Below are 22,001 nucleotides of genomic sequence, written 5' to 3' on the forward strand. Positions count from 1 at the left end.
TTTCGGAACCAGCTAAATAAGTGTTCATTCGGGGTGTGGCGCAGCCTGGCTAGCGCGCTTGTTTTGGGTACAAGAGGCCCCCGGTTCGAATCCGGGCTCCCCGACCATTAATAAACTCTAACTTATCAAAGTTAGAGCTTTTTTTTGAAATAAAGAGGATTACATGGCAAAGGCTCGTATTTATAAACGCGCCAAAAAGGCAACTCAATCAGGGCATGCTCGTCACTTGTGGGTTCTTGATTTTGGACAATCCTCTCCTCGCTCTCATGACCCAGTTACAGGTTGGGTCGGTAGTAGCGATACGCAAACACAGGTTAGCATTTCTTTTCAAACTAAAGAACAAGCAATTGATTATGCTCTACGTAAGTCTATTGCTTATGATATAGAAGAACCTGGAACAACACGCTACGTTGTTAAGGATTATGAAGATAACTTCCATAGTAATCGTAAGATGAACTGGACGCATTAATTTATTAAGCGCCCTTAGCTCAGCAGGATAGAGCAACAGCCTTCTAAGCTGTGGGCCGCTGGTTCGAATCCAGCAGGGCGCACCATAAATTATTTACTGTTCAAATCCTATAATATTTTTATATTTGGCAAATCCCATATTTTTTTCTGTTGTTGATAAGCTTTCATAGGTAATAAAACAAATACAGGATGATATTGTTGTTTTAGCCAACTTAATATCTTTTTCATATTTCTCTCTTCCATAGAAGTGCAGCCTGCCGTTGTTGCATTACTCTGTGTTCTTAGGTGAACAAAAATACAACTTCCTAATTTAGGAGTATTTTTAGGATTGTAACCTAACACAAACCCCAGCTTATATAATTGATCTCCATTTAAATAAATATCACGTCGCATTGGTTCCGTTGAATCTTTAGTAATATCAAAAGATATTTGTTGATGATCAACAACCTGGTTGTAATAAGGGGATTGGCTATTATCAATACAATAATCGTCTTTTGTAAACGCTTTGTAAGGATAGCTAGCATCATTAAATTTTTGTGCATAACCGAAACTATATCCCACTTGGAAAATACCAGCGGGACTACGCATATCCCCTTCTTTTTTTATGATACCATCATGCACTAAAGGAGATATTATCCCCTCGCCCCATGCTGCCCCATTCTTTCCCAAAGAAACAGGAAAAGAAGTTCCTATAGGTATCCATTGGTGATTTTTATATTGAAATCTTAACAATACACCCTGATTAGCATTCCAATCAGAAGATAGAACTAAAATCATTTGCTGATTTTGTTTCCATGAAATTTCAGACTCTCTCTTATCTTGAACTGCGCATGCCGATAATACAGTCACTCCTAAAATTGCAGTAGATAGACAAAGGAAACATTTCTTACTCATGCAAAAATCCTGAAAATATTAACCATACCGATCATATACTATAGCTTATCAAAAAGAAGCTATTTGAATAATTTTGATTTAAATATATAATTCCTAACAAAATCTAGTCATTATCTCTTATATAAAAGGTCTCTAGAGAATGAAAATCTTAGTTACTGGTGGATGTGGGTATATTGGTAGCCATACATGTGTCCAATTAATTCATCAAGGATATGAACCTGTTATTATTGACAACCTCTGCAACAGTAAAGAAATGGTTCTTGACCGTATTCAAGAAATTACAGGACAAAAACCACAGTTTTATCAAGGCGATATCCGAGATAAAACATTACTAAAGCAAATATTCTCAGAGAATAAAATTGATAGCGTTATTCATTTTGCTGGATTAAAAGCTGTTGGAGAATCAGTTCATAAACCTTTAGAATATTATGATTGTAATGTTTATGGCTCTTTAATTCTCTTTGAAGCCATGAGAGATGCCAATGTAAAGAAAATAATTTTCAGCTCTTCAGCAACAGTTTATGGCACTCAACCGATTGTTCCATATGTTGAAACAATGGAAACTGGCGAACCAACACAACCTTATGGGCGCAGTAAACTTTTTATTGAAAAAATCTTACAAGATTTAATTGTTACTGAACCTGATTGGTCGATTACATTATTAAGATACTTTAATCCTGTTGGTGCTCATCCTTCTGGGTTAATGGGAGAAGATCCTCAAGGTATTCCCAATAACCTTATGCCTTATATGACACAGGTTGCTATTGGCAAGCGTAAATCTCTTGCTGTTTTTGGTAAAGATTATGAAACCACAGATGGTACTTGTGTACGTGATTATATCCACGTGATGGATCTTGCAGACGGACATTTAGCAGCATTAAAGTATAATCAAGAGCAAACCGGCTCACATATCTTTAATCTTGGTTCTGGTCATGGAAACAGCGTCCTTGAAGTAATTGCCGCTTTTGAAGACGTATTTGGTAAAAAACTGGCTTGGCACTTTGCACCACGTCGTGCTGGTGACTTACCTGCTTATTGGGCAGATGCAAATAAAGCAAAAGAATTACTTCATTGGGAAACTAAGCTAAGCCTACATGATATGGTCAAAGATTCTTGGAATTGGCAACGTCAAAATCCAAAAGGTTTTGTCTAATACTCTAACAAAGGAGAGATCCAATGATTTCATTTAATCCTGTTGATCATCCACATCAACGTTATAATCCCTTAACGGATGAATGGGTGTTGGTCTCTCCTCATAGAGCTAAGCGACCTTGGCAAGGACAAACAGAGCCTCCTGTGCATAAAGAAGTCATTACTCATGATCCTGACTGTTATTTGTGTGCTGGAAATAAAAGAATAACTGGCGATATTAACCCTAATTATACCTCGACTTATGTTTTTACGAATGATTTTTCAGCCTTACTTCCCGATACACCTGCCTATCAAACATTAGATAATCCTCTATTTAAGATAGAAAGCGTGCAAGGATGTTGTAAGGTTATTTGCTTTTCTCCAGATCATAGCAAAACCATACCCGAACTGCTTGTTTCATCTATTCAAGACATCGTTAAAACATGGATAGAACAATTAAATGAACTCGGGAAAACTTACAAATGGGTTCAACTATTTGAAAATAAGGGTGCGATGATGGGATGTTCCAATCCTCACCCTCATGGACAAATATGGAGCAGCAATTTTATTCCTCAGGAAATCAAAACTGAAGATTTACATCAAAAAAACTATTATCAAAAGCATCGCTCTTTATTACTGATAGACTATGTTCAAAAAGAACTAGAGATGAAAGAGCGTATTGTCGTAGAAACAGAATATTGGGTTGCGCTTGTTCCTTATTGGGCTGTATGGCCTTTTGAAATCCTCTTACTTCCCAAACAAGTTGTTCATCGTTTAAATGAGCTTTCTCCCAAACAGCAAGAAGATTTAGCCGTTATTCTAAAAGCACTCACCACAAAGTATGATAATTTATTTCAATGCTCTTTCCCTTATTCGATGGGATGGCATGGTGCTCCTTTTATAGAACAACCAAACGATCATTGGCAACTTCACGCTCATTTCTATCCGCCCCTATTACGCTCAGCAACAACTAAGAAATTCTTAGTTGGCTATGAAATGCTTGCCCAAGCACAACGAGACATTACCCCAGAACAAGCAGCAGAACGCCTTCGCGTATTAAGCAATATCCATTATAAAGAAGCATAGATCATGAGAGAACTTACCAAAGAAGCCTTAAATCAATTTGAAAAACATTATGGATACTCTGCTGAACTCTTAATCCAAGCCCCTGGTCGTGTTAATTTAATTGGTGAGCATACGGATTATAATGATGGTTTTGTTTTACCTTGTGCTATTGATTACAGCACGATTGTTGCCAGCAAAAAAAGATCTGACTATCTCGTCAATATTATTGCGATTGATTTTAACAGCAAAGATCATTTTCAACTGGATCAACCTATTGTTAAATCAGAGCATGGTTGGGCAAATTATGTACGTGGTGTGTTTAAATATGTTCAAGAAACACATCCTAACTTTACAGGTGTTGATTTAATTATTCATGGGAATGTCCCTCTAGGGGCTGGCTTAAGTTCCTCTGCTGCTTTGGAAGTTTCCATCGCGACAACGATCAAAACCCTTTATAATTTATCTATTGATCCCAAAGAGCTCGCTAAGATTTGCCAAAAAGCAGAAAATAAATTCGTTGGAATGAATTGTGGCATTATGGATCAATTCATCTCAACACTTGGAGAGCAAAATCATGCATTACTCGTTGATTGTCGTAGCTTAGAAACAAAATCTATTTCAATGCCAAAAAATCTATCTGTTGTTATCATTAATAGTAATGTTAAACATGGCTTGGTAGATAGTGAATATAATTTACGTCGTCAACAATGTGAAGAAGCAGCGAGCATCTTAAATGTTTCTAAATTACGAGATGCTACGATTGAGTTATTAGAGAAACATAAAGACGAGATGAGCGACGTTGTCTATCGTCGAGCAAGGCATATTATCACTGAAAATGCTCGCACAATTAATGCAGCAAAAGCCTTAACCAATAATGATATTGTGACAATGAGTGAGCTTATGCAAGCTGGTCATCTATCCATGAAAGATGATTTTGAAATCACAGTTCCTGCCGTTGATTGCTTGGTTGACATTGTAAAAGCTGAAATCGGCAACAAAGGTGGTGTCCGTATGACAGGTGGCGGTTTTGGTGGTTGTGTTGTTGCTCTTGTTCCTAACGAAATGGTTGAGCAAGTACGTAAAGCTGTTGAAAACCAATATCACACTCAAACAGGATTAAAAGAAAGCTTTTATCTTTGCCATGCTATGAATGGTGCTGGCAAAATCTCTTAATAATCTTACAAAAAATAGTTTCTTAGCTATTTTTTAACCACTCTTCATAATGACCTGGCCATGCAGCTGCTGGCGTATTTGGCTTACCCAATGCAAAACCATGCCCACCTATTGGATAACGATACAACGTAACAGGCACATGATTTTCCTGACAAGTTTGCTCCATAATCAATATATTTTGAAGTTTTGCAATAGGATCATTATCTGCTTGAACTAGGAAAAAAGGTGGAGAGTCAGGGGTCACATAAGTTTGCACTGACCATGCGATATCTTCTTCATTGCTTGCATTTTTTCCAACTAAAACATTATGAGTTGATGTATGCGTGTAAGGCTTTTCCAAAGTAATAATTGGATAAATTAGTGCTGCTTTATCAACTATAATTGGTGTTTGATCCAATGTATCTTGTGGAGGATACGATTCAAAATGAGGACGAAGTACCGCCATTCCCATCAAATGCCCACCAGCTGAAAAACCTAACACACTGACTTTTTTCTCATATTGCTGCACAATCCGTAATGCACGTTGAGCATCTTGCAAAGATACTAAGTTTCCGTCTTTCCAACCTTCGCCTGGCAAACGATAAGTCAAAATGTAAACAGTATAACCACGAGCTACTAACCACTCTGCTGCTGGACGAGATTCTAACCCAATTGCAATATTTCTATAACCACCACCACCAGCAACTAATACCCCATGACCATTTGGCTGCGATGGCGTTAAGATCGTTAGCGTCGGTATTACAATATTACTGACATTTCCCTTAGGGGATATAAATAACTTGCCCCGTGGCCCACCACCTCCAGGAGGTATATCTGACCATAATGCCATCGTTTTTTCTTGATATGCAGGTTTAGATGCTGCTGATTTAACAGTACCCGCTAGTAAACCTGCAGTTACAGAAGCCATTAAAAATTGGCGGCGGTTCATAAGATCAAGCCCTTACAGTAAATATTTATCATATCAATGGTATATATTATCTTCAAAGTTGATTTGAAAATTTTGAACTACCGCCTCATTAAGGCTAATAAATCATTAAGCTATATTTTCAATAATTTCTTCATTCTCTTCTTCTATAAAATAAGTATTTGAAGAGACGATATGAAGCGACAATACTCGATCCGAAGCATTTTTATTACTTAAAGGTAAAACAGCATAACCTTTTGTCCAACGAGATGATACTTTTTTCTCTAGTGCATGCCATCCTGATAAATTAGATTTAAACAAATGATCTGTTATTTTATAAACCCTATTCGTTGTCATAATAAGAATATCAGCAATTTCAACCCCTAAATAGTGGCGATTATCAACAAAAGGTCCTATCGTATCACAAAGACGACTAACTCTCGAAGCTATGTTGACTGTATCTATACCTGCTGGAATATTAAATAAATATTTTCCATTAGTCTCTGAGAAGGCATAAATCTCCTGACCTAATGGCGTTATTAAATGTAATTTTGAATCATTAGTTAATGTTTTATGAGAAACAACGATATCTTTTCCCATCGCCACCATGGCACGATCATTAATTTGATGATAAATTGGTTCAACAACTGAGCGTTCCACCGTCAAAGGATGACATGAATCTTGTACCCATGACTTTATTACTGATGGTTTACTAAATAATACAAAATCACCATCTTGTTTAAAACTATGGCGATTTCCTGTATCTAAATAACTTTCTGTTAACATACCATTAGCGGTAATAACCGAATGTTTTTTTGTTTCAATATGATAATACGTATATTCAGTTATAGAATGATCATAGAAAATTGTAGAGCCATTAACTAACATACGTACAGGAATAAACCGTCCGTCAAAGAATAAACAATGCTCTGCAGTAATCAACAAATCTTCATGTGGAACACCATCTGAAACAGCATCTTTGACAATACGAACTGGATAACCTGCCTCATCATCAGGCAACCATGGTTTTACCGTAGCTTTTTTATTTCCTACCCATTTAACACGACTAGCAACCTCTTGATTAGATGCATAATCAAATGTCATAATTTCGTCGCCAATGCGGATATCTTCAATCAATTGCTCCCCATCAAGCATCTTTATTAAAGAACCAGATAAAAAACAGACCTCATAAGTAAGACTACCATCTGCAGCAGTTCCTAATGAATAACCAATTTTTTCAGCACCAGCAATATTTAAGATGATTGCTTTATTATTAGTTAACGTAAGATTAACAGAATTACCTTTAACTTCTACGCTTGTAACATCTTTTTGTTGAACACCAGCAATCTTAATCACATCAGAGTTGCCTTGGCCTGTCCCGTCAAAACCAGTAATACTGGTAACAAGCGTTCCGCCATTCTCTAAACCAGTGATCGTTAAGCCACCATTCGTATTTCCAGAAAGATTAATAGTCCCGCCTGTATAAAGAACATTACCTGCAGAATAATAGCTAGCTTGACTGATCCCAGCATCAAGCGTTGCATAACCACCATCTCCCAGTTGTATATCCCCTAATATCGTAGCTCCACTAGAAACAAATAAATGCCCACCACTACCAATCGACGTTACCGCCCCACTCATGCCATATAAATTACTAGTAATTAAATTCGCACCACTAGAAACTGTTAAATTACCTCCATTATTAACAATTGTATTCCAAATATTACCTCCAGAATATCCTATAAGTTTACCCCCGTTAGAAACATTCGTATTACTTACAAAACCTTGAGAAACAGCTATTAAAATGCCTCCACTAAGAATAGTGGTATGATCAGTACCACCCTGCACTTTTACTGTTTGTTTTCCGCCATTATATATAACAGCATTACTTGCTTCTGCACGATTTGTAACAACTTGAGAGCCATAAATCTGAGCATTGTAGGATTCTGAATATTCTCCATTTTGTTGTGTAAGATTAGTACCTACATATTCTATCCCACCCTTTTTAATCGTAACGTCATAAGATGATGCTTCCCAAGGCCCAACTGGACTATCACGACCATACGTAGCCATCATACCACCGCTATTAATAATTACATTAGATGTAAAACCTGAATAATTATCAACTTTACCACCACTATTAATCATAATGTTAACAGCAGAAGCAGATGCATCAAGTGTTAAGGTTTCTCCTTTAGCAATTGTCTTATAAACTGTACCTGCTCTATTCATAGGCTCATTACTATATGATTGTTGTGATGTTCCTGAACTTACCGTCATATCAACCACGTTTATTTCTCCTTGATTATTATTTGTTTAATTAACTTACGCACTAAAGACACATGTTAGTTGTGCAGAACATAAAGAATGAAAATGCACATTAAAACCAACATAAGCTGGAGAAACATCTTTCGTAATATCAAGCTTTTCGACATCTAGTGCATGTATAGTCATAATATAACGATGTTTCACACTCGGAGGTGGAGCTGCTCCGCCATATTCATAAAAACTAAAATCATTACGAACTTGAATAGAGCCTTCTGGCATACCTTTGCTAGAGGCTCCTTCTTCTAAATGAGTTACTGTTGCGGGAATATTCGCAACAACCCAATGCCACCATCCACATCCCGTAGGCGCGTCAGGATCAAAACACGTAATGACAAAGCTTTTAGTTCCTTGTGGAGCATTCTCCCAAAATAATGAAGGCGATAAATTGTCTCCATCTTGACCCATCCCATTAAAACGCTGCGCCTTCGGCATCATATCTCCATCTTTATAGGAGTTACTCCATAATCTAAACATTCTTTGATCCTTTGCTACTTTAATGAAAATCTTTTGTGATAATATACCTTTATATTCAAAATAATTAATCAATTATTTGTTTTTCATCACTTTATTTTTTAAGTCATTGATTTTAATTCATATCATTATACTAAAAAATATTAGTATAAAAATGTAAGAAATATCAGTATCTATGTGTATATAAAACTGCAGAATCAATGATGAATATCAAAGGTTCAGAAAGCATTCTTATAATTGGTAAGGTCTTTTCTATTCATTTAGATCCAAGCTATCTATCTCTTGGAGTAAGACCTCAGCCTTATTTCTGAATATAGATCATGCATTATTTAACTTTTTAAGGCAAAAAATATATTGTTATCGTTACTGCATTAGTAAAAGCAACTTCAGAGGCATCAAAGAAATAGAAAAGAAGAATGAATTGCTGATATTCTCTACTGTGAATAGCTTATTGAGAAAAAATAAAGCTTCTAAGCTTTATTTTAAAACAAAGCTTAGAGCGGAAAAACTTAACTTTAAGTCACTTATGCAACAACAGAAAAGCGATAAATTGTTTTTTCATCAAAAAGTTCATTAGGCTTTAAAACTGTTGAAGGAAAATTTGCATGATTAGGACTGTCTGGATAATATTGAGGTTCAAAAGCAATCCCTTCACACTGACGATAAGCCTTCCCAGAATATCCTTTTAAATTCCCTTTTAATGCATTCCCCGTATAAACTTGCATGCCAGGAAGAGTAGTAAATAAATCTAATTTACGACCACTTTTTTCATCATACAATTCCGCGGCTGGGCGAGCAGATTCATTAGGATAACCATCTACTACCCAATTATGATCATATCCAATAGCTTTGAAAAGCTGATCAAAATCATCACGAATATGACGTCCAATATGTGTGCTTTGTCTAAAATCCATTGGAGTATTCGCAACAGGAGCAATTTCACCAGTAGGAATCATATTCTTATCAACAGGCGTATAATGACTGCTAAATAATTGTAGTCGGTGATGTTCAATAGAACCATTACCCTCACCTGCTAAATTAATATAGCTATGGTTAGTCAAATTAACGACTGTTGTTTTATCTGTTTGAGCCTGATAATGCATTGTAAATTCATTGTTATTATTTAAACTATAAATAACACGAACTGATAAATTTCCAGGAAACCCTTGATCCCCATCTTTACTTTCTAGTGACAAACGCACAGAAACTTGTTCATCAGATTGTTGTAAAATTTCTGCTTGCCATATACGTTTATCAAAACCAACCAGACCACCATGTAAACAATTAGGCGTTTCATTCAAAGCAAGAGCATATTCTTTTCCATCCAAACAGAATTTACCTGCGATACGATTAGCATAACGCCCAATTAGAGCACCGAAGTAAGGTCTAGCCCCTGGATCATTTTCATATTGCTCTAATGTTGAAAATCCTAAAACAACATTCTCAAAATGACCATGTTTATCAGGAACCATAATAGAGGTAATGGCACCACCATATGTAATAAATTTAACCTCAATATTATTTGCATTCTTTAAAGTAAATTCCTTAACAACCTCACCAGTTGCTGTTTTTCCATAAACACGTTCATTTACAATAAATTGGCTATTACCCATGATCGCTTTTCCTTTTTTACAATCATTATAAAATAAGAATAGTATGACTCATCTTTTCAAATTATCGTTATATAATTTCAATCACATTAAAGTGATATTTAATCTATTTCATAAACTTAAAAACATGAAGAATATTTTACTGTCTTAACAAAAATATGTTAACTTAGGTGACAACTACTTTTTAATGATATTTTAATATATGTTTTCATTTTTAAAACGATCCTCATTAAATTCACATTTATCAAATCTAAAATGGCTGTATGCGCCTACTCCATCAGCTATTGTTTTTGCATTACAAACCTCTGCTGCTGCTTTTGTCGGGCTATATATTGCTTTTTGGATGCAACTTGATTCCCCTTACTGGGCTGCAATTACAGTTTGGGTAGTTTCTCTTGCCACTCCAGAAGAAAATGATTCAAAAGCACATTGGTTGATTGTCGGAACGCTTATTGGGGCAATCACAGGAATACTGATTGTTGCCGCCTTTCCCCAACAACCAGCTTTGTTTATTATATTAGTCGGTATGTGGGTATCGGGATGTTGCTTTATGTCTCGTTTTATGAGTAATTTTCGTGTGCATGCGTTTAGAATGGCTGCTATTACAGGCGCCTTAGTCGCTCTTGACTCAGTTTCCAACCCCAATAGTTGTTTTGATGTTGCCTTCTCAAGAGGATCTTATGTCATTCTCGGTGTCTTTCTTCAAAAACTTTTCTCTTCTATCTGTGTAGGAGATAGACTTCATATTCGTGTGGAGTGGTTGCAAAAAAAACTTACTGAAAATGTAAATACAACATGTCTAATGTTTTCAAATTTCTTTGCTGGCAATAACGATAATCTCAATAAAAATAAATCTATATTTCTTAATATTTATGATCTTAACCAACAATCTGAATTTGTTGATTTAGCAGCTGAATCTCGTAGCCATTTAGGTGCTCACGGACGTATGACATTATCGATTGCAAATGGTATTTTAATTAAAATTTTTTGCTTAGAAAACTTACTAAAAACTTCTCCAACTCATAAACAACTAGGCGATTTACCTAATCGGCTATCTGCTTTTTTTATTGAACTCCCTAAACTTATTATTTCCCATCATAATACGTCTTTCTTAACCAATACATTTGAAAAAATTCAACAACATTTTTATGAAAAACTTGAAGAGTTAGGATCTACGTTTATTCATCCAGATAAAAATAATTCTGCTAAAGAGGCTGAATTCTACTTTACACATTGTGCAATCATCTATGATATTTTAACTGAAATAGAATTACTCTTTCAACATTTTAATGCACATATTCGTCCTAACCAATCTATTTATTCTAAAATCTATAGTTATACAAATTTCTACAAAGCATTCTATACATGGTTAAGAATATTTAGTGCTATTCTTATCGGAGGCATTATTTGGGAAATTACAGCATGGGAGAACGGGTCTCTATTTATCCTCTTTATCTGTATTTTATCTTGTATCATTCATCTCACAGATCTTCCCAGACCAGTCTCTATTGGCTTTTTTAAAGGCACTTGTTTTGCAATTTTTGTAACCTCATTAATCAATTTTGTTTTTATTCCTAAATTTTATACAATAGATGGCCTTGCCTATCTTCTAATAATTTGTATGGTAGTCGCTGGGCTTGCTGTATCCAAAGGAGTCATGCGTATCAATACAATTGCCTATAGCATTTTCTTTTTTGTGCTGGTTCAATATAATAATCAACATATTATCAACGAGACCACTTACTTTAATATGGCATTATGCGTTTTTATGTCAGCCGCTTTTATCACCTTAACAACCTTTCTGATCTTTCCTTTTTCAGATAAAAATGAATCTTATTTTGCTTGCAAAAAACTCATTAAAAATGTTCAGCAATTAACATGGAATGTCCGTCAAATCCCTTCCACACAAGAATGGATTGCAGCAGAAAGTTGTAACCTAGTTTATATGTTAAGACATATCACAAAGCGCCCTCAAGAAGAGCAAAATCAGTATTTTTTTGGTGCATTAGCGTCCATCTCTATTGGTATTCAACTGATCAAAATACGCTTATGTATTACAGATAATAAAATGCTTTCTAAAGAATTCAAAAGACTTTTCAAAGATTTATGCAAGGCAATTAGAACAAGACACCCTAATCAAAAGAAAACTCATCTATTATACTATCAACTCATTGATTATATTCAACAACAAGAGAGTAAAAAGGAATATGTTCATATACTGGCTTCGCTCTGCATTCTTAAAAGCCAGTTAAAAAATTATGAGGATTTTATTATCATCACAAATCGATCTAGACTATTTATAGAATGATATATAAATCGACCATTATACATTTGGCAAAAGTTTCTTTACTCTTTCCAATAAAGATATTCTTGCATTAGGAATAGGCCTATTCTTTAGAAAAAAAACATGCTTTTCTAGAAAATACCCAGTAAGCAATAATCCATCATACCAATCTTGATGCGTTCCTTGATCTGTATCATCAATAAACAAAGCTGGTAATCGAAATAAGCGAGGTTTCCACTCTCCAGCCATTGCTTCTATAACGACCTTACCTGTTTTAGGCGAAACCCAATAGGTTTCTTGCGCTCCATATTCCTGACAGACCGAAAAATCCAATCCATAACCTAACTCAGCCAGCAATAGAACCTCCCAACGCAATAATTGAGAAAATGCTTTTTCTTCTGCTTCTTGAGGATCTAAACTTAAGTAGGTTAAAATTTTAAATAATAACCGTGCAATTTCTGGAACTGGTTGCCTTTCTATCAAACTACCTTCTGCCACAGCACAAATTGAAGATAAAATAGAAAATGCAAATGGAAAGAAAGCTAGAGAGGCAAAATTTGCTCTAACGAGTTCGCCTTTAAAATGTCCCAGCTGATCTTGTAATTTTGCTGACCACTCAGCTGCAATGAAATTACCCATTTGCCATGTAGAGGATTGTTTACGAGCCCCCATTGCTCGGACTAAGCCACGATATAACCCTTGATCGATAGATAAGACACTAACGATCCCATCGACTTCACCATAATGGCGTGTGCTTAGAATAATAGATGGAGAAGCCCATTCAAGCATGAGCTCCTCCCTTCTTTAAAAGAAGATTAGCCTTTAGCAGCTTGAGCAACTTCAGCAGCAAAATCTGATTCTTCTTTTTCAATGCCTTCACCAAGGTGGAAGCGTTCAAAAACAACTAATTTAGAACCGCTTTTGTCAACAACAGCTTTCACTTTGTTTTCGCCATCATGGATCCATGTTTGTTCAAGCAATACAACTTCTTCGTAGAATTTACGAATACGACCATCAATCATTTTTTCAATGATATTATCTGGTTTTCCAGAAGCACGAGCTTGTTCAATGAAAATAGCTTTTTCACGTTCTAATGCATCAGAAGACACTTCTTCAATGCTTAGTGCAATTGGACGAACAGCAGCGACTTGCATACCGATCTTACGACCTAAATCTTCTAGATCAGCAGATGCAGCAGGAGCTTCTAATGCAACCAATACAGCAATTTTACCAACGGTTGGACGTAATGCAGCATGAACATAGCTAGCAACAACACCAGAACCAACTTCTAAAACGCGAGCACGACGAATAGTCATATTTTCGCCAATGGTTGCAATTAAAGAGGTTAAGTTATCAGCAACAGTTTTACCATTTTCCATAGTTGCATTTTTCAATGCTTCTACGTCATCACCTGTTGTTAATGCAACTTTTGCTACATCTTCAACAAATTGTTGGAACTGTTCGTTACGAGCAACGAAGTCTGTTTCAGCATTAATCTCAACAACAGCAGCTTTGTTACCAGCAGTTGCAACACCAACAAGACCTTCAGCAGCAACACGACCTGATTTTTTCGCAGCTGTTGCAAGCCCTTTTGTACGCAACCAATCGATTGCTTCTTCAACATTACCAGCAGTTTCATTCAGTGCTTTTTTACAATCCATCATACCAGCACCGGTTTTTTCGCGTAGTTCTTTTACTAACGCAGCTGTAATTTCTGCCATTTTTTCCTCTTTTTTCAAACGCAGAAGCGTCCCGATATATTCGAGACGCCCATTTATCATTATTCAGGCAAACTCAAGAATGACTTTGCCTATATCAAGATGACTATGATAATTAAGCTGGAATTTCTGCTGTTTCTTCAACAGTTTCCATCATGACTTCAGGAGGTAATTCTTCTGATGCACCAAAGTCTTGACCTGAAGCACCAAGTTCAGCAGAAATACCATCTAAAACAGCACCAGCAACAAGCTCACAATAAAGATTAATAGAGCGTAATGCATCATCATTTCCAGGAACTGGATAGGTAATTCCTGCTGGATCTGAGTTACTATCCAAAATAGCAATAACAGGAATACCTAATTTATTTGCTTCTTGAACAGCTAATTTTTCTTTGTTTGTATCAATAATGAAAAGAATGTCTGGAAGACCACCCATTTCTTTAATACCACCCAAAGAGCGTTCCAATTTTTCACGTTCACGTGTTAATTGTAATACTTCTTTTTTAGTCAAACCAGCGGTATCCCCATCAAGGGTTTCTTCGATTTGACGTAAACGTTTAATAGAGTTGGTAATTGTTTTCCAGTTGGTAAGCATACCGCCCAACCAACGATGGTTTACATAATATTGACCACAACGTTTTGCTGTATCAGCAACGATTTCAGCTGCTGTACGTTTTGTTCCAACAAAAAGAACACGTCCACCATTAGCAACAGTATCACGAACAGCGTGCAATGCGCGATCCAACAAAGGAACGGTTTGTTGTAAGTCGATGATGTGAACTTGGTTACGAACCCCAAACAAAAATGTAGACATTTTTGGGTTCCAACGACGGGTATGATGTCCAAAATGAACACCAGCTTCTAATAATTGACGTAGGGTAAAATGTGGCATCGCCATTTGACGTGCTTCCTTTCTTTCTGGTTAAACCTCCGTAAAGCGCCGATCCATATTTCAGGCACCAGTGGCAAAAACTTTACGTGTGAATTTATCGAAAATTTTCGATAGCCTCTATATGAAAGAAATTATAAAAAAAATCAAGTCGTTATTTAACGAAAAAGTAATAAAAGATATAGAAGGCAGAAATATAGCACTCTATATCTTTTATGTAGACACGATAACTAAGCTATATCACGATGTTCTACTGCTTCTTCAACAATATAAGGTCCACCAGATAAAATTTGGATAACCAAAATAGAATCTATATCGCTCTTTGTTTCTTTAATCGTTAAATAAGCATCTCCATTTGTCCAGCGACATAATGCCTGCTCTTGCACATACCAACCTTGTAATTGTGCAGCTTTATAGTGCTCGGTAATTGAAAAACTTTTATTCTTTTCAAATAATGTTACTTCCCCAACTAATACACCCAGATAACGACGATCATCAACAAAAGGCCCAATAATCTGATTGGGACAACTAACACGTGAGATTAATCTAACCTGCACAACCTGTTCAGGAATTTTAAAAATATATTTCTCTTTATTTTGACTAATTGGATAAAGAATTTCACCAGTATCTGTTAATAAGTGTAAATCGCTATCTTCAGTAGTTAAAATATCTTCAGGAGTAAGCTGATAACCTAATACTACAGCTCTTTCTTTTAACTGTATAAATATTGGTTCAACAATGTCTCTTGTTGTTACCAATGGTGCTGCAGAATCTTTATTCCACTCCTTCTTTTTATTAGCAATACTAGTCACATTATTATCGAAAGAAAAATAATGACGATTACCAGTATCAAGATAACTTTCTGTTAAAACATTATTTGCTGAAATAACAGAATGCTCTTCTGTTTCAATATGATAAAATGTATAACTAGTAATACTACGATCATAAAAAATCGAAGAACCATTAACTAACATACGCACTGGAATAAATTGTCCTTGAAGCAAAATAGAATGTTCTGGGGTTACTAGCAAATCCTTGCACGGAACTCCCTCAGCAATCGCATCCTTAACAATTTTTACAGGATACCCTGCAGCATCTTCCGATGATAAATCTGTTCTGACGTTAAAATCACGATATCCTACCCAAGTAACAGAGCAAATGTTTTGCTGATCATGATAGGTAAAAATCTGATCGCCGATTTTCAAATCCTCAACTGCAATTGAACCATTAACAGTTTTTATCATTGTTCCAGCTAAAAAACATCCAACTTCAGCACCTTGATTAAGGGTAACTATAGCGGCACCACTGCTTCCTACACCTACATAAGAATTAAACTTTCCACCAGCGCCTATTGAATTCACCGTAGATTCAGAAGATAATGTAATAGAACTAGCCGTTCCTGTTGGTAGAGCAATATCCAATGAGACTGAAGAAGAATTTGAAGGTGCTAAAAAATAATCAAAATTACTAATTGCTGTTGGAGTTGCTGTTCCTCCATCTCTATAGGTTGAAGAAATATAGGTATTTCCTTGAGAAACACCTCCCGCATATACGGTAGTAACAACATTTGCTACAAAAGATCCCTCTAGTGTTCCGGTATTTCTTAGAGTTATTGGCGGATACTGACTAGGGCCGACAATAACGCTATTACTGACTGTTGCACCAGCCTCAATAGTAACATCAGTTGGACTAATAATATTTACAGGACAAGTTACCGTTACTGTTCCAGAATAATTTGCAACCCCCTTACCTGTAAAATAAGTTATACCCGAGACCGGATCAACCGAAGCAGTCCAACTCCCCCCAACATATGTTGGATTTGTATTAGAAACCGTAAAAACAGTCTGATCTGCAGCAATTTGCGATGCCACAGGAAAACCATTTTCTTCTGCTATCTTTTGTTGTACTGCAAATATATCCGCAGCAGTTTGAGTATTATAACAATAATACTTTAAACTTCCGCTACCAGACAATGTATATCCTTGTGAATCACTAATTATAGGCATACCAATAATCCATTTAATAAAATAATTAATACTTTGTCACATTAATGACATATATTTTAGCTTAAGATATTAGGTATGTTATTTCAATATAATAATCAATACAAAAAAAATACGTTAATATATTCCATATACAAAAAAGCTACATTACATAATGAAATGTAGTTCTTATAATCAATCGAACTGAAAAATTTTATTCTACTTTAGATAATAATGCTTTATCACAACCAGATTGACTACATTCTCTTTGAATAGATTTTAATAAAGAAATTCTAGCTTCCATTTTATCATTTACACAATTAACAGCCACGGTTCCATTACTAGAACACTCATTATCACGATCTCTAATCCATTGAATTTGTGTTTGTTTGACTTCTTTTTTTTGATTAGCATTTAATACTTTTAATGTTTTTCCATATTGATCATTAATTTCTTTGTCTAACTGAGTCATTTTCGATGCTGCACAATATGTTTTATCATATGCATTAATCGGATTACTACAACTCATTGAAAATGCTGCTGGAACAAGTGCAAACTGGGCTAGTAATCCTGTAACAATAAAAGTCTTTTTAATCATCATAATTTTCTTTCATTAAAAAAATATTTTAATGAGCATTAAGCAAAGCTTGTTCTGTTTTTACTTGGTCTGCTGTTACGTGTCCATTTCTATTTCCAAAATGAGCAATCACATAATTAGCAATATCTGCAATATCTTGATCACTATAACCATCTTTAAAACCAGGCATAGAAAATACTCCCAATTTAGGATCTTTTAACGCCGCACCTTCTAGAATAACACGAATTAAATTCGTACCACTCGTTAATGTCGCTGTTTTAGATCCCCACAGACTTGCATATTCCCCTTGACGTCCTTCACCATTTTGTAAATGACAAGACGCACATAAAGCTGCGAATAAATGACTACCATGACTGCGACTAGGTTCTGCTTCGTTTAATTCACCAACAGAAATGCTCGCTGCGCCTTCACCTTTTTCTTTTGGTGGCAAAGAACGTAAATAGATAACTATCGCACGGATATCTTTTTGCGTTAAGTGAGACAGGCTTTCATTAACAACTTTGGCCATGGGGCCAACAGCTGCACCATGACCTGCGACATATCCTTTGGATAAATATTGTTGTAAATCACTGTCACTCCAAGAACCAATCCCTGTATCCCCATCAGAAGAAATATTATAGGAAACCCATCCATCATAAGTCGCACCAGAATATTCTTTTGAAGGTGACTTCCCGTTATCCCAATTTAATGGCGAGTGACAATAGGCACAATGACCAGGCCCTTCTACAAGGAACTTCCCTCTATTCCACTGTGCTGATTTATCAGGATCTTCTTGAAAACGTTTATCTTTATTATTCTTCCAATCCCAAACACTAACGGCTCCTCTGACGTTATAAGGGAAAGCCATTTCTTTCTTAGGAACTTTGTGATCAACGGCAGGTTGTTGATCTAAGTATGCTTTAATAGAAAGAATTTCATCTTTGCTCATCATTGTAAAAGCAGGATATGGCATGACAGGATATAAATGGCGCCCTTTACGACCGATACCTGTTTGTAATGCATTCACAAATTCATCATCTGTATATTCTCCAATTCCTGTTTTGATATCTGGGGTAATATTAGATGAATAAACGATGCCTTCATTGGGAATATTAAAAGCTTTTCCTCCAGCAAGAGGTTTTCCTCCCTCTACGGTATGACAGGTCTCACAACCAGACGCTTGGAATAAATATTTACCTTGTTCGATCTGAGCTTGTTTAGGATCAGACTGTTTAGGATCAGACTGTTTAGGATCAGACTGTTTAGGATCAGACTGTTTAGGATCAGACTGTTTAGGATCAGACTGTTTAGGATCAGACTGTTTAGGATCAGACTGTTTAGGATCAGACTGTTTAGGATCAATTTGCCCTTCATTTGCAAAAACTTGCTGTAAAGGAAATAAAATTGTAGCAATCATTATCCCTTTGACAAGCTTCTTTTTAGATAAAAAACGAGAAAAACTAATCATAAACCCACTCTAACAAATACTAAGAATATTAATAATCTTAAAACTTTAATGATAAAAAATTAAAGCCATTCATACTGATAAATACTTTAATTTATGAACGACCATGCCAAATAATGCAGAGATCAACCCAATGAAACAACCCATCAAACCCATATCGATGCCAAGTGACTGATAATTATCGATATCAACTATACCTTTATCTATATAAGTGTGTCTTTGGATAATTTCAAAAGCACCAATAGCAATCCCGAGAAAGCCAAAACAAACAGCCAGTAAACGACATATAAACCAATTACTTTTTATATTTTTAGGCAACATATAGTTCTTCATGAATATAAAACTAAATTAAATATGTATTCAGAGGCAATGTATATAGATGCTTTTCTAAAATAGAACCTAACGCATGAGACAGCGCGGGTGCTGCAACAATTGTTCCTAACTCTCCTACTCCAGAAGGTGGTTCGTTACTTTTAACAATATGCACTTCCACTTGTGGTGTTTCATTCATTCTCAAAACACGATATTGATTAAAATTACGTTGCACAATCTGTCCATTCTGAATTTGAACTTCATTATATAATGCAGATCCCAATCCAAAAACGGTTCCACTCTCTATTTGTGCTGCGATTTGATCAGGATTAACAGCCAAACCACAATCAACAGCAACAATGACACGATGTAAGCGAACAATAGAAGTCGCGGTTACTTCAGCTTCAACGACCATTGCAATATAACTACCAAAAACATGCGCCAACGCAAATCCACGACCAATATCTTTGGGTGGCGCGATATCCCACTGTGCCTGTTGAGCAACCATATTAATTACTCCCAAAGCACGATCATCTGGTTTTAATAATTTACGATATTCAATAGGATCTTTCTTTGCCTTCACCGCATATTTATTAATCATAGATTCTAAAACAAAAATATTTCTAGTTGCACCATTCCCTTGCCACCAACCTGGTATAATGGCTGGAATTTCACAAGGCGTATAATTTAACTGATAATGCGGAATTTGATAAGGAAGACTATTAATTCCCAACAACAAATCAGGATCCATGCCTTCTTTGGTTAATTGGGACTTATCCCAACGCGCCATCACTGAAGGGCCAATAATATTATGCTTTACTGCAACCAATAAAGAGTTCTCATCGACACCGACTTCTACTTTATCCACATAAGGAGGACGGACATGATCTTGAGCAAAATCTTCTTCTCTAGACCATAAACATTGTAAAGGATAAGAAACTTGTTTTGCAAATTTTACAGCTTGAACAATATATTCATCATCTAAACGACGGCCAAAGCTGCCTCCGACATAAAGATTATGAATCTTAATTTGACTTTTATCTTTTTGTAGTAAGGTTGCGACCTTCTCTTGTGTCCATAAAGGCGTTTGAGTGCAAGACCATACCTCACAACCTGTATCTGTAATCGAAATTGTACAGTTAAGCGGTTCTAATGCAGCGTGCGCCAACATTGGTTGATTATAAGTCGCTTCATAAGTATGACTTGTGTTTTTTAATGAAACTTCGATTTTTTCATCGCTGTTTGTATAACCAACAATTGTATTTTCATCATTAACGCTATTAAGTTGCTTATAAATTGATTGCGTATCTACTGTTGCATTTGCACCGAAATCCCATTCTATTTCAAGTAGCGATGCGCCTTTTGATGCTGACCAAAAATGATCAGCCACAACACACACAGCATCCTCCAGACGCAAAACTGCAACAACCCCTTGCACACTTAGTGCTTGCTTATCTTCTAATTGAACGATTTTCCCACCTACAACAGGACAAGCAAGGATTAACCCTATTTTCATTATCGATGCTTGTTGATCAGGAAGACGAACATCTGCACCATAAATAGCAGTGCCATGAATTTTCGCAGGAGTATCCACTCTTGGCTGAGATTTCCCAATCAAACTATACGTATCAGGGGACTTTAATATAATTTCTTTAGGCTCAGTTAAAAGGGCTACTTTTTGTAAAAGTTGACCATATAAAACATCTTGATCGTTAGGCCCATAAACATGCCCTTCTTTGGCGTGACATTGACCGACATCAATATTCCATAATTGTGCAGCTGCCTGAACTAATAAAATACGCAATGTTGCAGCAGCTTGTTGTAAAGGAAGCCAATCTTTTTGAGTAGAACCAGATCCCCACGTAATCTCAGTAAATTCACCTTTTAGAATATAAACCTCATTCGGCAATGCTGCTTCTACACGCACAGCTGATAAAACAACATCTAACTCTTCAGCCAACAACATCGCTGCTGTGGTGTAAATTCCTTGCCCAAACTCGATATCAGGCACTCGAAAAATAATACTATTGTCAGCATGAATTTCAATATATGCGTTATGATACTCATCATTTGGTGGAACGTTATTTGCAACAACTTTATTATTTTCTGGTTTAACTGCTTTAGTATTCTCTTGTGCATTCCCAGAAAATAAAGGAAGAGAAAAACCTAAAGCCAAAGCCCCTGTTCTGGTTATAAAAGCACGTCTTGATAAATTACTCATCATCTATGCTCCCGGCAGCAATCTTAATCGCATTACGAATACGTTGATACATTCCACAACGACAAATATGTCCCGATAACGCTCGATTAATCTCTTCTTTGGTAGGTTTTTCTTGTTCATGTAACAAAGCAATCGCCGTCATAATTTGACCTGGCTGACAAAAACCACATTGTGTTGGTTGCTTTTCACTCCAAGCATCTAATATTTTTTGCGCAACAGGATCGCTTCCTAAACCTTCAATGGTAATCACACTTTTCTCACCGATTGCCCCAACAGGTAAAGAACAAGAGCGAACAGGTTTACCATCAAGATGCACAGTACAAGCGCCGCACTCTCCAATACCACACCCATATTTCGTTCCAGTTAACCCCATGACATCTCGTAAAACCCAAAGCAATGGCATATCTTCAGAAACGTCCAGATTAACCGTTTTATTATTAATATTTAATACAACCATAGTATATCGTATCTTCTTTGAAGTTTTATTGAATATATTTGTTACTAAGGAA

General features: G+C 36.0%; 19 protein-coding genes and 2 tRNA genes. 7 read left to right on the plus strand and 14 right to left on the minus strand.

Annotation, left to right across the window (positions count from 1 at the left end; genetic code table 11):
* The first annotated feature begins 29 nt into the window (after positions 1 to 29).
* The 3 genes from CIN_RS04595 to CIN_RS04605 all read left to right on the plus strand — a co-directional run bounded on the left by CIN_RS04595 (position 30) and on the right by CIN_RS04605 (position 554).
* Positions 30 to 107: transfer RNA gene (locus CIN_RS04595), tRNA-Pro, on the plus strand.
* A 56-nt stretch (positions 108 to 163) separates the two neighbouring features.
* A complete protein-coding gene (locus CIN_RS04600; protein WP_008853896.1) occupies positions 164 to 469 on the plus strand; it encodes an NADH dehydrogenase ubiquinone Fe-S protein 4 in 306 nt (101 codons plus the stop codon).
* Between the two features lie 8 nt (positions 470 to 477).
* Positions 478 to 554: transfer RNA gene (locus CIN_RS04605), tRNA-Arg, on the plus strand.
* Positions 555 to 576: 22 nt separating this feature from the next.
* Here the strand turns inward: CIN_RS04605 and CIN_RS04610 are convergent.
* Complete coding sequence (locus tag CIN_RS04610) at positions 577 to 1,362, minus strand: L,D-transpeptidase family protein (protein ID WP_050798337.1); 786 nt, start codon at positions 1,360 to 1,362, stop codon at positions 577 to 579.
* Between the two features lie 139 nt (positions 1,363 to 1,501).
* On the opposite strand from CIN_RS04610, the gene galE reads away from it, so the two are divergent.
* Genes galE through galK form a run of 3 tightly spaced genes read left to right on the plus strand, consistent with a single transcriptional unit; the run spans position 1,502 to position 4,731 of the window.
* Complete coding sequence (gene galE / locus CIN_RS04615) at positions 1,502 to 2,515, plus strand: UDP-glucose 4-epimerase GalE (protein WP_008853898.1); 1,014 nt, start codon at positions 1,502 to 1,504, stop codon at positions 2,513 to 2,515.
* A 23-nt stretch (positions 2,516 to 2,538) separates the two neighbouring features.
* Complete coding sequence (gene galT, locus CIN_RS04620; RefSeq protein ID WP_008853899.1) at positions 2,539 to 3,579, plus strand: galactose-1-phosphate uridylyltransferase; 1,041 nt, start codon at positions 2,539 to 2,541, stop codon at positions 3,577 to 3,579.
* 3 nt (positions 3,580 to 3,582) lie between these two features.
* Positions 3,583 to 4,731, plus strand: coding sequence for a galactokinase (gene galK, locus CIN_RS04625; protein WP_008853900.1), 1,149 nt, complete (start codon positions 3,583 to 3,585; stop codon positions 4,729 to 4,731).
* 22 nt (positions 4,732 to 4,753) lie between these two features.
* Here the strand turns inward: galK and CIN_RS04630 are convergent, their stop codons facing one another.
* The 4 genes from CIN_RS04630 to CIN_RS04645 all read right to left on the minus strand — a co-directional run bounded on the left by CIN_RS04630 (position 4,754) and on the right by CIN_RS04645 (position 10,047).
* On the minus strand, positions 4,754 to 5,659 hold the full coding sequence (locus CIN_RS04630) for an alpha/beta hydrolase (RefSeq protein ID WP_040363787.1): 906 nt from the start codon (positions 5,657 to 5,659) through the stop codon (positions 4,754 to 4,756).
* A gap of 105 nt (positions 5,660 to 5,764) precedes the next feature.
* Positions 5,765 to 7,915 (minus strand): Hint domain-containing protein, encoded by a 2,151-nt coding sequence (locus tag CIN_RS04635; protein ID WP_245527821.1) that lies wholly within the window; start codon positions 7,913 to 7,915, stop codon positions 5,765 to 5,767.
* A gap of 45 nt (positions 7,916 to 7,960) precedes the next feature.
* Entirely contained in the window at positions 7,961 to 8,437 is a 477-nt protein-coding gene (locus tag CIN_RS04640) for a kinase inhibitor (RefSeq protein WP_040363788.1), read from the minus strand.
* A 521-nt stretch (positions 8,438 to 8,958) separates the two neighbouring features.
* Complete coding sequence (locus CIN_RS04645) at positions 8,959 to 10,047, minus strand: aldose epimerase family protein (protein ID WP_008853904.1); 1,089 nt, start codon at positions 10,045 to 10,047, stop codon at positions 8,959 to 8,961.
* A gap of 199 nt (positions 10,048 to 10,246) precedes the next feature.
* Here CIN_RS04645 and CIN_RS04650 point away from each other — a divergent pair, with 199 nt between their 5' ends.
* Positions 10,247 to 12,352 (plus strand): FUSC family protein, encoded by a 2,106-nt coding sequence (locus CIN_RS04650; protein WP_008853905.1) that lies wholly within the window; start codon positions 10,247 to 10,249, stop codon positions 12,350 to 12,352.
* A gap of 15 nt (positions 12,353 to 12,367) precedes the next feature.
* Here the strand turns inward: CIN_RS04650 and recO are convergent, their stop codons facing one another.
* From recO to CIN_RS04695, 9 genes are all read right to left on the minus strand, one after another.
* On the minus strand, positions 12,368 to 13,117 hold the full coding sequence (gene recO / locus CIN_RS04655) for a DNA repair protein RecO (RefSeq protein WP_008853906.1): 750 nt from the start codon (positions 13,115 to 13,117) through the stop codon (positions 12,368 to 12,370).
* Positions 13,118 to 13,143: 26 nt separating this feature from the next.
* A complete protein-coding gene (gene tsf, locus CIN_RS04660; RefSeq protein ID WP_040363789.1) occupies positions 13,144 to 14,049 on the minus strand; it encodes a translation elongation factor Ts in 906 nt (301 codons plus the stop codon).
* A 112-nt stretch (positions 14,050 to 14,161) separates the two neighbouring features.
* On the minus strand, positions 14,162 to 14,944 hold the full coding sequence (gene rpsB, locus CIN_RS04665; RefSeq protein ID WP_008853908.1) for a 30S ribosomal protein S2: 783 nt from the start codon (positions 14,942 to 14,944) through the stop codon (positions 14,162 to 14,164).
* 221 nt (positions 14,945 to 15,165) lie between these two features.
* Positions 15,166 to 16,941, minus strand: coding sequence for a Hint domain-containing protein (locus CIN_RS04670; protein WP_008853909.1), 1,776 nt, complete (start codon positions 16,939 to 16,941; stop codon positions 15,166 to 15,168).
* A 190-nt stretch (positions 16,942 to 17,131) separates the two neighbouring features.
* Entirely contained in the window at positions 17,132 to 17,518 is a 387-nt protein-coding gene (locus CIN_RS04675) for a lysozyme inhibitor LprI family protein (RefSeq protein WP_008853910.1), read from the minus strand.
* A gap of 25 nt (positions 17,519 to 17,543) precedes the next feature.
* Positions 17,544 to 18,962 carry a cytochrome c gene (locus tag CIN_RS04680; protein WP_008853911.1) on the minus strand — a complete coding sequence of 473 codons (1,419 nt, stop codon included), beginning with the start codon at positions 18,960 to 18,962 and terminating at the stop codon, positions 17,544 to 17,546.
* A 69-nt stretch (positions 18,963 to 19,031) separates the two neighbouring features.
* The gene (locus tag CIN_RS04685) at positions 19,032 to 19,280 is read right to left on the minus strand and encodes a hypothetical protein (RefSeq protein ID WP_008853912.1); all 249 of its coding nucleotides are present in this window, start codon (positions 19,278 to 19,280) and stop codon (positions 19,032 to 19,034) included.
* Between the two features lie 22 nt (positions 19,281 to 19,302).
* The gene (locus tag CIN_RS04690; RefSeq protein WP_083813324.1) at positions 19,303 to 21,495 is read right to left on the minus strand and encodes a xanthine dehydrogenase family protein molybdopterin-binding subunit; all 2,193 of its coding nucleotides are present in this window, start codon (positions 21,493 to 21,495) and stop codon (positions 19,303 to 19,305) included.
* Positions 21,485 to 21,949 (minus strand): (2Fe-2S)-binding protein, encoded by a 465-nt coding sequence (locus CIN_RS04695; RefSeq protein ID WP_008853914.1) that lies wholly within the window; start codon positions 21,947 to 21,949, stop codon positions 21,485 to 21,487. Before CIN_RS04695 ends, CIN_RS04690 begins: the two co-directional genes overlap by 11 nt.
* Positions 21,950 to 22,001 lie beyond the last annotated feature (52 nt).

It is taken from the genome of Commensalibacter intestini A911 (assembly GCF_000231445.1).
Lineage (GTDB): Bacteria > Pseudomonadota > Alphaproteobacteria > Acetobacterales > Acetobacteraceae > Commensalibacter > Commensalibacter intestini.

Bases quoted from the DNA above. Each gene is read 5' to 3' on its own strand.
- CIN_RS04695 (WP_008853914.1), bottom strand. From the start codon at position 21,949: ATGGTTGTATTAAATATTAATAATAAAACGGTTAATCTGGACGTTTCT.
- CIN_RS04630 (WP_040363787.1), bottom strand. From the start codon at position 5,659: ATGAACCGCCGCCAATTTTTAATGGCTTCTGTAACTGCAGGTTTACTA.
- CIN_RS04600 (WP_008853896.1), top strand. From the start codon at position 164: ATGGCAAAGGCTCGTATTTATAAACGCGCCAAAAAGGCAACTCAATCA.
- CIN_RS04675 (WP_008853910.1), bottom strand. From the start codon at position 17,518: ATGATGATTAAAAAGACTTTTATTGTTACAGGATTACTAGCCCAGTTT.
- CIN_RS04690 (WP_083813324.1), bottom strand. From the start codon at position 21,495: ATGATGAGTAATTTATCAAGACGTGCTTTTATAACCAGAACAGGGGCT.
- CIN_RS04670 (WP_008853909.1), bottom strand. From the start codon at position 16,941: ATGCCTATAATTAGTGATTCACAAGGATATACATTGTCTGGTAGCGGA.
- tsf (WP_040363789.1), bottom strand. From the start codon at position 14,049: ATGGCAGAAATTACAGCTGCGTTAGTAAAAGAACTACGCGAAAAAACC.
- CIN_RS04610 (WP_050798337.1), bottom strand. From the start codon at position 1,362: ATGAGTAAGAAATGTTTCCTTTGTCTATCTACTGCAATTTTAGGAGTG.
- CIN_RS04645 (WP_008853904.1), bottom strand. From the start codon at position 10,047: ATGGGTAATAGCCAATTTATTGTAAATGAACGTGTTTATGGAAAAACA.
- CIN_RS04640 (WP_040363788.1), bottom strand. From the start codon at position 8,437: ATGTTTAGATTATGGAGTAACTCCTATAAAGATGGAGATATGATGCCG.
- CIN_RS04650 (WP_008853905.1), top strand. From the start codon at position 10,247: ATGTTTTCATTTTTAAAACGATCCTCATTAAATTCACATTTATCAAAT.
- CIN_RS04685 (WP_008853912.1), bottom strand. From the start codon at position 19,280: ATGTTGCCTAAAAATATAAAAAGTAATTGGTTTATATGTCGTTTACTG.
- CIN_RS04635 (WP_245527821.1), bottom strand. From the start codon at position 7,915: ATGACGGTAAGTTCAGGAACATCACAACAATCATATAGTAATGAGCCT.
- galE (WP_008853898.1), top strand. From the start codon at position 1,502: ATGAAAATCTTAGTTACTGGTGGATGTGGGTATATTGGTAGCCATACA.
- CIN_RS04680 (WP_008853911.1), bottom strand. From the start codon at position 18,962: ATGATTAGTTTTTCTCGTTTTTTATCTAAAAAGAAGCTTGTCAAAGGG.
- rpsB (WP_008853908.1), bottom strand. From the start codon at position 14,944: ATGGCGATGCCACATTTTACCCTACGTCAATTATTAGAAGCTGGTGTT.
- recO (WP_008853906.1), bottom strand. From the start codon at position 13,117: ATGCTTGAATGGGCTTCTCCATCTATTATTCTAAGCACACGCCATTAT.
- galK (WP_008853900.1), top strand. From the start codon at position 3,583: ATGAGAGAACTTACCAAAGAAGCCTTAAATCAATTTGAAAAACATTAT.
- galT (WP_008853899.1), top strand. From the start codon at position 2,539: ATGATTTCATTTAATCCTGTTGATCATCCACATCAACGTTATAATCCC.